The organism is Paenibacillus daejeonensis DSM 15491 (genome assembly GCF_000378385.1).
In the GTDB taxonomy this organism is placed as follows: domain Bacteria; phylum Bacillota; class Bacilli; order Paenibacillales; family Paenibacillaceae; genus Paenibacillus_D; species Paenibacillus_D daejeonensis.
On record NZ_KB899672.1, the window covers coordinates 36,884 to 49,682 of the forward strand.

Sequence of the window (12,799 nt, forward strand, 5' to 3'; positions counted from 1 at the left end):
AGTGGTGTCATGCTGACGATTGAGGAGGTGCGTCACGACCGGGGAGTTGACTGGTTCGAAGAGCATATAGAGCCCAAGGAACGGGAGGCGTATCAGCTCATCCTGGTCACTTACGGCCGATGTGTGTATTGGCTGGACGGAGATAAGCAGATCATGGAGAAGGGGGAACTGCTGTTGATTCCGCCCGGAACCCGTTATTATGGCAAAAGTGTGCCAACGGTGCTTCATACCAAGTATGTTGTCCGCTTTGCATGGCATGCTGCCTCTGAGGTTCTGCCGCTCCTGGCGCCGTCTGTGCCATGGCGTCAGACACCAGGCTGTTACGAACTGGTCGTAGAGCGGTTGAAGCAGATGGCAGAGCAATGGCAAGAGCGCTCAGACTATTATCGACTGATGGCCGGGGCTCAGTTAACGGAGATCCTCGTCTACTTGAGCCGCGAAGCAGACCGCGGACGTCTGCCCGACCGCAAGCGGCGGATGGCAGAGAGCATGAAGCAGTACATCCAGAGTCATTACCGGGAAGCCGTCAACAAATCCTGCCTGGCTGAGGCAGTAGGCATTACGCCGAACTATGCCGCCAGCCTCTTCCGAACGGTCACTGGCCAGACGATTAGCGATTACGTGCATCGTCAGCGCATGAAGACGGCTATCTATATGCTGACCGATTCCCTGCTGACCATTCATGAAATTGCAGAATATGTGGGCTATAATGATCCATCGTATTTTCACCGCGTGTTCAAGCGGATTACCGGGGCTACCCCGTCCGCGTATCTCCAGGAGCGGCCGCCGGCACCGTAATGGTATAAACGCGAATCGAAAAAAGCTCCTCCAAGTGCCGAAACGGCATGGAGGAGCTTTTTCTATTCTTGAGCACTGGCACGTGCGCATCCTTAATACGAACTACGAACTCGGAATTTCATCTTCGATGATTTCCGGCTCGGGGTAAGTTGCACCGAACAACTCAACCGTAACCTTCTCCATAACAGGCGGCTCTTGCGGCCGATCCTGCATGCCAACGGGCAGCTGGACGATCTCGTCAATGACGTCCATACCTTCGATGACTTCGCCAAACGCAGCATACTTGCCATCCAGGCTTGGATAATCAGCATGCATGATGAAGAACTGCGAGCCAGCAGTATCCTCTCCTTCAGAACGGGCCATGGAAATCACGCCGCGTGTATGGTTCAGCGAGTTAGAGAATCCATTACTGTCGAATTCTCCCTTGATGCTGTAGCCGGGGCCTCCCAGGCCGTTGCCCTCGGGATCCCCGCCCTGAATCATGAAGCCTTCAATGACGCGATGAAAGATGGTTCCGTCATAGGCGCCCTGTTGAACAAGCGAAATGAAATTGTTGACGGTATTAGGTGCGATGTCCGGATATAGTTCTACGCGGATGAGCTTCTCGTCCTCCATCTCGATGGTCACGACGGGATTCTCCGCAGTCTCATTCGGGTTTCCAGTTGTTGTTTCTTCAGCATTGTTGGCGCGGTTGCCGCAACCGGCGAGCAAGACGACGCTAAGTGCCAATATTAGAAGAAACGAGACATGAGTTCGGGTGTTTCTAATCATGCTTAATATCCCCCTAGTCTGATGTACATTCGTATAATAGCACAGGCCCCTTCAATAAATCTACATCAAATGTAGACCAGGCGCGCAAAAACAGGGCTGCTCGGGCCTGTTTCAGACCCAGAAGCATCCCTGTCGGCGGATCAAATCGAACAAATTAAACGACAGCTTGCGGCTCAGAGCTGCGTGATTCCTCCAGCCGGCGATAGGCGCTCTGCCTTAGAATGTCGCGGATTTCCGCGCATTGCATCCGATAGGCGCTTGAGGATAACGAGCCATTGCGTACACGTTGCTTCATCAGTTCCGTCATCTCCTGGACCTGTAGATCGATGAGCTCCTCGATATCGGCGTGCTGCTGTACGGCAATATCTGCCAGTGAATCTCCTGCGTACAATCGGTCTTTTATTTTCTCAGACGATACGCCCAGCAAATGGGTCATATCAGCCGATCTTTTGCAGTTCAAGCCTTTGAGAGGGGCGCAATCCGGATAGCGTTCTCCGTGCTGCTCTCGTCCCATTACGCTTCGTATAGTAACCGCAAAGGCCATCGTGCCTGCGATCATAAATTGTTTCGGGTTCATGCCTGGTGTCCTCTTTTCTTGGGTTCCATCCATTGTATATCGGGTCAGTCTGTACACTGCCCTTCTATGATTAACCAGAGGCACGCGGACATAAACGTTAATTTTGATTAATTGCGCGGCATTTCCCGCGTAACCTTGGCAACGATTTCACTAATCTTCACTTCCAGCCCATGCTGCTTTTGCTTTTCGGTGACCAGCTGCCTAGAGACGGTGACGAGCGTACCTAATGCTTTCAGTGAATCGTTGGCATCCTTTTTGCGGACGGCTTGATTGGCATGCTTCCATGCGGTAGCCGCGTGTTTCTTAGTCGCGCTAATGGTACTTTTGGCTGAACGGACCTGGACTTTCACCGGATCGATAGCAGCAAGCATATCGCGCAACTTTTTTGTCGTTTTCGCTTTGTTCGACTTAGCGGTCTTCAACGCCTGCTCCTTGCTCCGAATGTCGTCCCTGGCTACTTGTACAGCCCACTTCAGCTGATCCGACTGCGCTTTGAGCCGGGCATTCAGATCTTTGTTTTTGAGCGGTTTCGCAGCAGCGATCTGCTTGTTGAGCGCAGCGTTCATGTCTAGAACGGGCTTGTATCTGTTCTTCGTCTGCTGAAGCTGCTGCTCGAGCTGTGCAATCTTGCGGTCGTCGATCTGACGGATCGCTGTCCGCAACTTCGCAATCTGCTCCTCGTTGGCGAAGTGGAGCGTCCGGATGCGCTCATCCCATTGCGCTTCCTGGGCCTGGTTAGCCTGCACCTGCTTGTATTGCTGATCCAGCTTGCTGGCCGTCGATCGGTCGGCAGCCGTAATCATCTGGGCGAGGGCGGTCTTGCTTGTACTAGTCAGCTCATACGTGCTGGCAGAAGCGGGCAAGGGGACAAGGGTCAACAGCAGGGCCAGTGCCAGGCAGGAGATTGCGAGTCTGCGCAGACCTAACTTCACTTTCATCCATGAAAACCTCCTTTTATCCTATGAGTTAACCACGGCCCGCAAGCACACAAAAAAAAGCACCCGTAAGAGGGCGCCTGCGCGCCACTCCTTACGGGTGCTTCCAACGTAAGTGAATATTCGGGATTCGGTTTCGTCCACTATAACCCCTAGAGACCAAAACTGTCAAGAGTTGGATGAAGGGTTTGATTGGGCAAGGTGATGGGTATGTTAATGAATAACTTGATGAGGGGGCAGCCTATTGGACTTTTACAACAAGCTTAACAACTACTTCCCTGACCATGAGCTCAAGGCACAGGAGCATCTTGAAGGACTCGTCGAGGACAAAGATATTTACCATAAGGATGAAAGCGAAAATTATCTTGTGCTGTACGCTGAATTTCCTTCTTTCCTCTTCATTGATTATCTTCTCGTTACAGGAAAGGTTAGAGGAAAGGGTATTGGAACGGAGCTATTGAATCGTTACAAGGCCAAGGGAAAGATGATGATTCTGGAGGCAGAGCCGCCGGATGAAGAGGATGCCGATACATGCCGAAGAATGCAATTCTACGAACGCAACGGCTTTCGTCATGCGGACCAGATTATCTACGAGCGCCAGGATGAGCAAGGGAATCCGTTTGAGATGCACATTCTCTACTGGTACCCGGAGGAGGAGCGTTTTACCCAAAAGCAGGTGATGGAGCATATGGCCTTGGCTTGCAAGGAAATCCATAATTTCCGCGCCAAGCGGTACTACGGCAAACCAGTCGTTGTACCCGAGGATGTGCTGAGCTGGCAGGAGAGCACAGGTGCTAAAAGTTAGTTAGCTTTAGTAGAAGGGGGCTGTCCAATAAGTCAGTGAAAGCTGACCGATGGAAGGCCCCTTACTTTTTATAGAACTTATAGACAGCAGCCGACCTACTTCTAGGTATTGCCTACCCTACGCGTCTTACTGCCCTCCCGGCTAACGGCCATATATACGCTTATTTGCCCTGAAAAGGTAGCTCATCATTTCTAACGGCCATATATGCGCCTATTCTGGCCAAACAGACCGCTGGAGCCTCAAAAAACCTCCAATAACTGCGCTGGTGGCCGTTAGAATTCAAAGTGACTCGATTTGGGCGAAATAGCGGCTGTGGTGGCCGTTAGCATTTTCCCACTTGGGGTCAGCAATTAATCGACACGCTCATGGCGTCCACTAGAATTCCAGCGCAGTTCGTTCCGTTGATTTTCAAAACAAAAAAGGTTGGGCGGGATACCTAACGGTTTCTCGTCCAACCTTTTTGTGTGGGGACTTATTGGACATCCCCTTTTTTATTCTTTCAGAAATCTGGGGCAAGGTTATAACGGATGTTGCGTCCAGCCAATAGCTCCAAGGGAACATTCTTCCCTTAGCGTGAGGGAATGGGCCGTTTGGTGTGCTCCAAGGTCGCCTTTTCGTCTTTTGGGGGTAAGGTGCGTAACGGTCGGAATCCCTATCATTCGAATCATCCGCAGGATGAATTTGTTCGTAAGAATTAAGCTTCGAAGAAAAGGCTCCACTTTATGGGGATATTTTGTGGTTAGAAGTTTAAGTTGGGTCTGATTTGATAAGAATGAGAGGACACAACTTGAAAGGAAGGGTGAGCGAAATTGGCGGTAGGCATTCCTAACGAGAGCCGGCGATTGATGAGCGAGGCGGTACGGACGGCGCTGCCGATGCTGCTGCTGCGTCAGCTCCGGCCCAAGCAATGGACCAAAAACCTGCTGCTATTCGCGGCCCTTCTTTTCTCGTTCGAACGGATTGCATGGGAGACGGCGGTTGCTTCGGTGGCTGGCTTCTTTCTATTCAGCTTCGTAGCAGGGTGTGTCTATATCCTTAATGACGTCGCCGATCGGGAGGCAGACCGGCATCACCCTGCCAAACGGATGCGCCCCATCGCCTCGGGGGCGCTCCGACCCGCGACAGCTCTTGGCTTTGGCGCAGTGCTCCTGACTACCTCGCTTGCGGCGGCTTACTGGATCAACCCACTGTTTATGGTGCTGCTGCTGGTTTATTTTGCACTCAACGTATCGTACTCGTTCAAACTAAAGCATATGGTCATCCTCGACATCATGACGATCGCGGCTGGTTTTGTGCTGCGCGCCATTGCTGGCGGCCTCGTCATTCGTGTACCGTTTACGCCTTGGTTTCTGCTGTGTACGCTGCTGCTGTCGTTATTCCTGGCGATCGGCAAGCGGCGTCACGAGTTGGTGCTGTTGGGAGATGGAGTGGGCTCTCATCGGGAGGTCCTCGCCCATTACTCGCTGCCGCTGTTGGACCAACTGACGAGTATTGTCACGACGGCGACCATTATGACCTATTCACTGTTTACGTTTACCTCCGAGCGTACGATTCACCTGATGTGGACGATTCCCCTGGTGCTGTATGGCATCTTTCGGTATTTGTACCTGATCCATATGGCGGGCAAAGGGGGCGCACCGGACCGGGTGCTGCTGGAGGACAAACCGCTGCTCATCACGGTTATTCTCTATGTTATTAGCGTGTTCTGCATTCTGACCTGGCTGGAATAGCTCACAGCGGTGGCTCTTAGGCAGAGTGGAGGGATGGGAGGGGGTTAAGTGATGAAGATGAGCGGCGGTCGCCGGCAGGGCGGCAAGCTCTTCATGGTGACTGCTGCTTTCCTCACAGCGACGGGGCAGCTGTTCTGGAAGTGGGGACATCACAATCTGTTCTACATGGGCGCTGGCTTCCTCTGTTACGGGGCGGGGGCATTCTTCATGCTCCAATCGTATGCGCGTGAGCAGCTCTCCGTCGCGTATCCGTTGCTGTGCCTGAGCTACGTGTTCGCACTCATCTACGGCGAGCTTCTGCTTGGCGAGGGTCTGACCTGGGGCAAGGCGTCAGCTGTATTGCTAATCGGCACAGGCGTTACGTTGACATCCTATGAGCGCTAGTTGGCTGTTGCTGCTGCTCCTCGTCATGACCTGGTGTGGTGCGCTTGGCAGCGTACTGTTCAAATCCTTCACCAGCTCCCGCCGCAAGCTCATCCTGCTGGCGGGTCTAGTAGCTTATGGCGCGGGCGCAGGGCTAAATATTCTGTTGCTCGCCTACCTTCCCTATACCCTCGTCATGCCAGCCAATGCCCTCACGTTCATTTGGGCCTTGCTGCTGGCGAGATGGGTCTTTAAGGAGAGCGTAGGCATGTTCAAGCTGGCTGGTATGGCTTGCATTGTCTCGGGTGTCATTCTGCTGCTCGCCTGAGGAAGGGATGATGGGAGGGGGAAGGAAGATGGGGTTTTGGAGGTATCTCCTGCGCAGCCGAATCGACAACGGTGCGGCGTTGATGCTGACTCTCCTGCTCGGAAGCTTCTATTTTGTAATGAATCTGCCTTTTGTACAGTTTATGGAGGAGCAGGCCGAGCTGCTGCAAGCACGAAGTCCGTTCTACGGAGCGCCGTTCACACTAAATCTATTCAACTTCGACCCGTCTATGTACTATGCGGAGGGAGCGCCGACCATCATCCACCCGCTCAAAGATCTGCTGGCGGTTCCGCTAGCCCTGGGTGCAGCGCATATGGGTGGGAACCTGTTCTTCCTGATTGTGCAGTCCCTTATAAATGCGCTTAGCGCTGCTCTGCTGTTCTATTATCTTCGTCGCAGCGGCGGCGGGATGCTGCTGTCGGCCGTCTGGGCGCTGTTCTTCGGGGTCAGTTCCTACAGTCTGTTCACCGCACTGATTCCGGATTCATACCCGTATGTCCAAGTTATGATTCTGTTCTCCGTTGTCTATCTCTTGTACGTCCGCACGGCTGCCGCAGGAGAGGGCAAGGTGTGGCCGCAGTCGGTGCTCGGGGCAGCCAATTTTGCGCTGACATCTACGAATGTGGCGACGTTCATGGCGAGTGTTGGCGTGAACTTGATTGATGGCAAACGCAGCAGGCGGGCGGTTCTCACCAGGGTTCTTCTAATTGGCGCGGTGGCCCTGCTGATTGTGCTGTTGCTGACCCTGCTGCAGTGGCTGCTTTTTGGTGGTGAGACCTGGCTGACGAGCTGGCGCCAAGGCCTTAGCGAAGGCGGCTTCAGCTATGTAGCGCCGTTCTCCTGGGTACATCACTGGCAGGCCTTCTATATGCTTTTTGTCAGCCCGGTGCTGACGCCTGCGTTAGCCTTCATCGATCCGAATCTGGCGGCTTTTGTCACCGATCTCTCCCACCCGTATCCCCTGCATGTCCACCTGGTGGGCGGGGGGCTGATCGTGCTGGCTTTGCTCGGTCTTGTTCAAGGCAGAAGGAGCAGAGAGGCCTGGATTCCGGCGATATACATAGGCTTTGCCGTATTGCTGCATCTGGTGATAGGCTTTGGTCTGGGGACATTCCAGTATGATATGTATCTGTATGCCGGTCATTCGCTGTTTGCTCTGTTCTTGCTCGGAGCAGGCTTTCTTATCCGTCTGCACCGTTCGCGCTTGCGCCAGGTGCTGCTCGGACTCGTTATGGTCTGCGCAGGTGTAACGCTGGTCCATAACATCGTTTTTCATGCGGCGGCGCTGGATACTGTGCGTGCGGCCTACCTGCAATAACCATCCCCTTCTTGTCCCGCGTGTGCTACAATAGCCCAATGTACGCATAGAACAGACAGAAGGTGGATGGAAAGTGGGTTATATCTATCTGCTCCTGGCCACGCTGGCCTGGAGCTTTGTCGGGTTGCTGGTCAAGACCGCATCGACGATGGTGGACGCTTCAGCGATTACGTTTGCAAGATTCAGCCTCGGCATTGTTTTTCTTGGACTCTTCCTGCTGATTAAGAATGGGCGAATCCAGCTGCGGAGCAATCTCAAGTGGATTTGGCTGGGCGCGGCGGGCAAGTCGATTAACTATATTTTTGAAAATATTGCGATTTCCATGGGCTACGCCTACGGCAATATTCTGGTTCCACCGATTCAGACGGTCGTCCTGCTGCTGGTGTCGGCGTTTCTGTTCAAGGAGCATGTCTCGGGCAAAGGCTGGATTGCCGCCGCGTGCTGTATGGCCGGGGTGCTGGCGATTAGCTGGAACGGGCAGCCCATGGACGATCTGCTTGGCGGCAGCGGGTGGATTACCGTGCTATTTGCCATCTCTGCAGTAGGTTCTGCACTGCATGTACTCAGCCAGAAGCAGCTTATCCAATCGATGGATAACGGCAATATGAACTTTTCCGTGTTCTTCTGGTGCAGTGTCCTGACGGCGCTGCCGCTGCCGGTACAATCCGAGGGCTTCATTGGACCGATGAGCGGATGGGCATGGCTGGCGCTCGCGGCACTGGGCCTGATTACGGGCCTTAGCTTCGTATGGTTCTCCGAGGCGGTACGCCGGGTCCCGTTCCCGATGATCATCATCGTCAGCAACAGTATGGTACTGTTCACCATTCTCTGGTCATTCCTGTTCCTCGGTGAGCCAATCACAGCCTATATTATCGGGGGAACGATCCTATTCTTCCTGGGACTGATGTTGCTTAACCTGCCGCTGATGCGAGCCAAGACCAAGGCGGTTCAAGAGCAAGCGTAAGTATGGCGATTCTAATACCGACAGTACGTTGAATAAGCCTCGGGTCTGCCGCAACCAGCGGTGCCCGGGGCTTATTGACGTACGCGTATCCTATACCAGCGGCTTATCAGACGTCGGGCAGCTCCTCCTGAACAGGAGGGAACCAGAGCTTGCGGAGGTCCATCCACCCTTGGGCGTTGAAGCTCACGCCGCGCACGGAAGGCAGATACGCTGCCTGAACCGGCTTCTCATACAGAATATGAAGCTGATGTCCATCGATCAGCTCCGCCTCCAGCACGCGTAGCCAAGCCATCCGTCGCTGGGCGTCGGCTTCCGTGGACACGGCAGTCAGCGTATGGTCAACCCGAGCCGCTGTCGGCTCGTCCAGGTGAGACTGCATGGTGGCGTAGAGATCGTACAACCGAAGCTGGACATCCTGGTCCCGGAGCAGGGAGAACAGGATCAGATCAGCGCGGAGACGCCGCTCGTCCTTGAAGGAATCGGGGCTGCTGGTCGTCACCTCGCACCGGTAACCGGCAGCCCTCAACCGGTCTGCCACCTGTTCTGCGTCTTGTCGATAATGCTCAATCGTCGTTATGCGCAGCGGAGAGACAACCTGGCCGTGCTGTTGCGCCTGGGACTCATATGGCTCGGTCTGACCAGCCAGAGCGCCCATGATATCCGCTCGTATCCCTGGATTGGCTAGTGGTCCCTCCCTGCGAGTGTTACAGGTAATGAACTTGCGGACCACCGTTTCCGAAGAGATCCGGCTCCAGCCCGTATCGGGTTCGCCCGCATGGTGCATGATGTGAAAAGGGGCATGGGGGTCCGCTGGCTCGTGCTCGTTACGCCAGGGCACATGCACGATCTCGACCCGATCCAGCTGAGCCCGGCCGAGGTGGTAGTGGGGATAGGCTTCCAGCACACACAGCTGCGGGCCCAACTGGAGCAGCTTGAACGGACCAGTCCCCACCGGTAGATCGCTACCCGATTGGGAGGCTTCATACGTACCGGCGGGTACGATGGCCGCACGGCTGGTACAGAGCAGAGGCAGCATCAGTTCATTGGGGTGGTTCAGCTCCACCACGACGGTGGCGGAGGTCCAGGCGCGAACGGATTGGATCTGACGAAACAGGCTGCCGTACAGGGTGCGCTTGGAGTGAATCAACCGTTCCAGCGAGTACACGACATCGTCGGCCGTCAGTAGCCGTCCATCATGGAAGGCGACGCCCTTGCGCAGGTGAAAGGTCCAACGTGTGCGGCTGTCATCCGATTCCCAGGCATGGGCCAGGTTGGGGAGAATCGCTCCATCTGGGAACGAGCGGCGGACTAGGCCATCGAAGACATGGCTGGATACAAACGACTCTGCCAGCAAATTCATGGCCAGTGGATCAATCGAATGAAGCTGCTCCCGGATCGGCAGTCTCAGAATATCGATTTGACGGTTCTGGCGAATCTCGGCATGGTGACCAAAATAGGAGGCGAGCCATTCCTCCAGAGGAGCCTCTGCCTCGGGGGCGGCATGATGGGTGAGCTGCTCCAGCGAGCGGCGCAGTTGACCGGTGTTCATGGCCTGGCGCACGGAAGCGCGGGCAATCGCACGTGGCTCTGCCAGAAAGCGCAGCGTCGACCGCCGCCCGCGCCCGCGGCGAGCCGTCCATTCGATCCAGCCGAGCCCGGTCAGCTTGCCTATCAATGTAACCGCGCTGCGATGCGTGCAATCCAGCTCTTCAGCGATTTCGGCAAGTGTCACCTCTGCACTGTCTCCCTCGGCGTAACGTCGGTGCAGCTGCAAGTATTGCAGATTGAGCTTCATAGCGGTTGTTGTCTCCTTTCTGGTGTCTCATTCTCTAAAATATGAAAATATCCCGAATTCATTTCTCTTTATTTTCTTATTTTACAGCCTAGAATAAAGAAGTAGAAGAGGCAAATCCTAAAGGGGGATTCATCATGGAGGAGCAAACATCGTCTACAGCTGCCTTGACCAGGGGCGCGGGAGCGGCTCTGGCGGCGGCGCTTGGGCTGGCGGTTGTGCATCAGTATTTATTTTTTGGTCATTCGTTTGGCATTTCGCATCCGTTATTTCTCGTTTTATTTTACGGGTACATGCTTGCCTTTGGACGCCCCGTGCTGCGGCCGATGCGGGCGCTTGATTGGCTGCTGGCGGGGGCAATCGCGCTGCTGTCCTTGACGTTTGTGCTATTCAATAATCCGGTGCTGCGAGCACTCAATACGCTGGGCATACCGCTGCTGGTCTTCCTGCAGTTCACGCTGCTGCTCAGTCGCCGGCGCTTCAGTTACTGGGACCGTCGCGTGCTGGCGGATACATTAGATCATCTCGTACCGCAGAGTGTGCGCCACTGGCCGACGACCGTGCAGACGATCAGCCGATTAGCAGCCCGCGGAGAGAACACGGAGCCGAGTCATCAACGGACCCAAGCGACAAGAATCATCATTGGTCTGGCGGTTGCAGCGCCGCTGCTCATCGTGATCCTCAGCTTGCTGTCTGCTGCGGACGGTGTTTTTCATTACGTGCTTGCCGCTGTGCCGGATTGGCTAGGCAGTATTTCCATGAACACGTGGTTTTGGCGCATCGTATGGGCTGCATTTATGATGCTGCTATTTTTCACCTATGTCTGGGGGTTCAGAGACAGCGCGGTCTACGATTGGGAACGGACGCTCGCCGCAGAGGGCGAGCTGGCGCCTGTGAAGAAGGCCCAGACGAGAATTGATCCGCTTATTGCCGTTACGGTACTGATTTCGATCAGCGTCGTATATGTCGTGTACGTTGGCGTGCAGCTGTCGTATCTGTTTGGCGCCTGGGAAGGCATCCTCCCGGCAGGCTTCACGTATGCGGACTACGCAAGACAAGGCTTCGCGGAGTTAATGACCGTGAGTGGCATTAACCTGGTTCTGCTGCTGGGCACCTTGTATCTGGTTAGGGAAGAGGGCAGTGGTCTGGGTCAGCTCATTCGGAGCCTGCTGCTCGTTATTGTCGGCTGTACGGGCGTCATGCTGAGCTCTGCCTTCTCCCGGTTGCAATTGTATGAGGCAGCCTACGGTTACACCTATGCCCGTTTCTTCGCGCAGGCTTTCATGCTGTATGTAGGGGCGTTGTTGCTGCTTGCGGGCTTGCGGGCTATCCTGAGGCGCCTGCCCCTGGGACGATGCTTCATCATCGTCAGTCTGGTGGCATACATTGCACTGAACTACGCACAGATGGACGAGCGGATCGCGGCGGGGAATATCGAGCGCTATACGAAGAGTGGCAAGCTGGATGAGAATTATCTATTAAACTTGTCCACGGATGCCACGCCGCTGCTGGTGCATTTCCGGAATATGGACTATCCTCAGCTCCGGCTGGAGGAGCACCGGAATTGGCAGGCTCTCGATCATCAAGATCGCAGCTGGCAGTCATTTAATTGGTCGTGGCATCGGGCGGCCAAGGCGCTGAATAAGTCGTATGCTGAGCCGAAGAAGTGAGGCTGATGATTGAGTTTCGCTACTACCTTCAGTATAATCATCTACAGACATGACAGGATTCTGGAGGCTAGTAGATGATCTATCGATTCTTGGCTGTTGTGGGCGCAATAGTGATCTTGGCGGGAGTGATTAGCTTCTTTGCGATGCGCCAGGGTACGACATCAGAGAACCCCTCCCTGGCAGGCTGCGTCCAGGCGGACCATGAGCTCGTCTCCATAGAGCTCGAGCAGGAGAACAGGGCCAAGGTATTTGAACTGGTGAAGACCCATACGCCCATCGAGCAGCCTCAATCGGATGTGAAGCTCTATGATGGAGAGCTGTTCTCGTCGATGATTCCCTTTGATGCAGAGATGCTGGAGGTCTCGGTAAGTGAACTGGGGCTGCTTCGCGTGTCGCTGGACTATTACAATTCCAAAGGCCGTACGATCGTTACGTATTTCGAGGACGGCCCGATCCGCAAAACCTTCCGAGGGCATCAATGCGACTGGATCCTCACCAATGACAACGGAGAAATCACCCAGCAGGATATTCAATCCAAAGAAAGCTGAATGATCGGAAAAGGCTTCGCCAGTTTTGCACCGGAGAGTGCAAGTTGGCGAAGCCTCTTTGACTTGAACTACAGCTCCGGCTGTAACGGACACTAGGAGAGTGTCGATTAATTAGGCGACCCCAAGGGGGAACCTGCTAACCGGACACCAGTGGCCGTTAGCGCAAGGAAGTGAACAAGCTTGCCGTTCTAGAGGGAAGG

At 54.6% G+C, this 12,799-nt stretch carries 13 protein-coding genes; 9 read left to right on the plus strand and 4 right to left on the minus strand.

Annotated features, from left to right (window positions below; all coding sequences use genetic code 11):
• Positions 1 to 9 precede the first annotated feature (9 nt).
• On the plus strand, positions 10 to 798 hold the full coding sequence (locus tag F556_RS0126510) for a helix-turn-helix domain-containing protein (RefSeq protein ID WP_020620038.1): 789 nt from the start codon (positions 10 to 12) through the stop codon (positions 796 to 798).
• Between the two features lie 102 nt (positions 799 to 900).
• On the opposite strand, the gene F556_RS0126515 is transcribed toward F556_RS0126510, so the two are convergent.
• The 3 genes from F556_RS0126515 to F556_RS0126525 all read right to left on the minus strand — a co-directional run bounded on the left by F556_RS0126515 (position 901) and on the right by F556_RS0126525 (position 3,084).
• Positions 901 to 1,569: a peptidylprolyl isomerase gene (locus tag F556_RS0126515; RefSeq protein ID WP_020620039.1), complete on the minus strand. Its 669-nt coding sequence runs from the start codon at positions 1,567 to 1,569 to the stop codon at positions 901 to 903.
• A gap of 154 nt (positions 1,570 to 1,723) precedes the next feature.
• The gene (locus tag F556_RS0126520; RefSeq protein WP_020620040.1) at positions 1,724 to 2,146 is read right to left on the minus strand and encodes a hypothetical protein; all 423 of its coding nucleotides are present in this window, start codon (positions 2,144 to 2,146) and stop codon (positions 1,724 to 1,726) included.
• Between the two features lie 107 nt (positions 2,147 to 2,253).
• Positions 2,254 to 3,084, minus strand: coding sequence for a hypothetical protein (locus F556_RS0126525; RefSeq protein WP_020620041.1), 831 nt, complete (start codon positions 3,082 to 3,084; stop codon positions 2,254 to 2,256).
• Between the two features lie 241 nt (positions 3,085 to 3,325).
• On the opposite strand from F556_RS0126525, the gene F556_RS0126530 reads away from it, so the two are divergent.
• From F556_RS0126530 to F556_RS0126555, 6 genes are all read left to right on the plus strand, one after another.
• A complete protein-coding gene (locus F556_RS0126530) occupies positions 3,326 to 3,886 on the plus strand; it encodes a GNAT family N-acetyltransferase (RefSeq protein ID WP_020620042.1) in 561 nt (186 codons plus the stop codon).
• An 845-nt stretch (positions 3,887 to 4,731) separates the two neighbouring features.
• Positions 4,732 to 5,616, plus strand: a complete 885-nt coding sequence (locus tag F556_RS0126535; protein WP_040718508.1) for a decaprenyl-phosphate phosphoribosyltransferase — start codon at positions 4,732 to 4,734, stop codon at positions 5,614 to 5,616.
• 51 nt (positions 5,617 to 5,667) lie between these two features.
• The gene (locus F556_RS0126540; RefSeq protein ID WP_020620044.1) at positions 5,668 to 6,000 is read left to right on the plus strand and encodes an EamA family transporter; all 333 of its coding nucleotides are present in this window, start codon (positions 5,668 to 5,670) and stop codon (positions 5,998 to 6,000) included.
• A complete protein-coding gene (locus tag F556_RS0126545) occupies positions 5,990 to 6,307 on the plus strand; it encodes a hypothetical protein (RefSeq protein WP_020620045.1) in 318 nt (105 codons plus the stop codon). The genes F556_RS0126540 and F556_RS0126545 overlap by 11 nt, the downstream gene beginning before the upstream one ends.
• Positions 6,308 to 6,335: 28 nt before the next feature.
• Entirely contained in the window at positions 6,336 to 7,625 is a 1,290-nt protein-coding gene (locus F556_RS0126550; RefSeq protein ID WP_020620046.1) for a DUF6080 domain-containing protein, read from the plus strand.
• 73 nt (positions 7,626 to 7,698) lie between these two features.
• The gene (locus tag F556_RS0126555) at positions 7,699 to 8,589 is read left to right on the plus strand and encodes a DMT family transporter (RefSeq protein ID WP_020620047.1); all 891 of its coding nucleotides are present in this window, start codon (positions 7,699 to 7,701) and stop codon (positions 8,587 to 8,589) included.
• Positions 8,590 to 8,695: 106 nt separating this feature from the next.
• Here F556_RS0126555 and F556_RS0126560 read toward each other — a convergent pair whose 3' ends face one another.
• Positions 8,696 to 10,384, minus strand: coding sequence for an ABC transporter substrate-binding protein (locus tag F556_RS0126560; RefSeq protein ID WP_020620048.1), 1,689 nt, complete (start codon positions 10,382 to 10,384; stop codon positions 8,696 to 8,698).
• A 134-nt stretch (positions 10,385 to 10,518) separates the two neighbouring features.
• Between F556_RS0126560 and F556_RS0126565 the strand changes: the two genes are divergently transcribed.
• Positions 10,519 to 12,051, plus strand: a complete 1,533-nt coding sequence (locus F556_RS0126565; RefSeq protein WP_020620049.1) for a DUF4153 domain-containing protein — start codon at positions 10,519 to 10,521, stop codon at positions 12,049 to 12,051.
• A gap of 74 nt (positions 12,052 to 12,125) precedes the next feature.
• Positions 12,126 to 12,599 (plus strand): hypothetical protein, encoded by a 474-nt coding sequence (locus F556_RS0126570; protein WP_020620050.1) that lies wholly within the window; start codon positions 12,126 to 12,128, stop codon positions 12,597 to 12,599.
• The last annotated feature ends 200 nt before the right edge of the window (positions 12,600 to 12,799 follow it).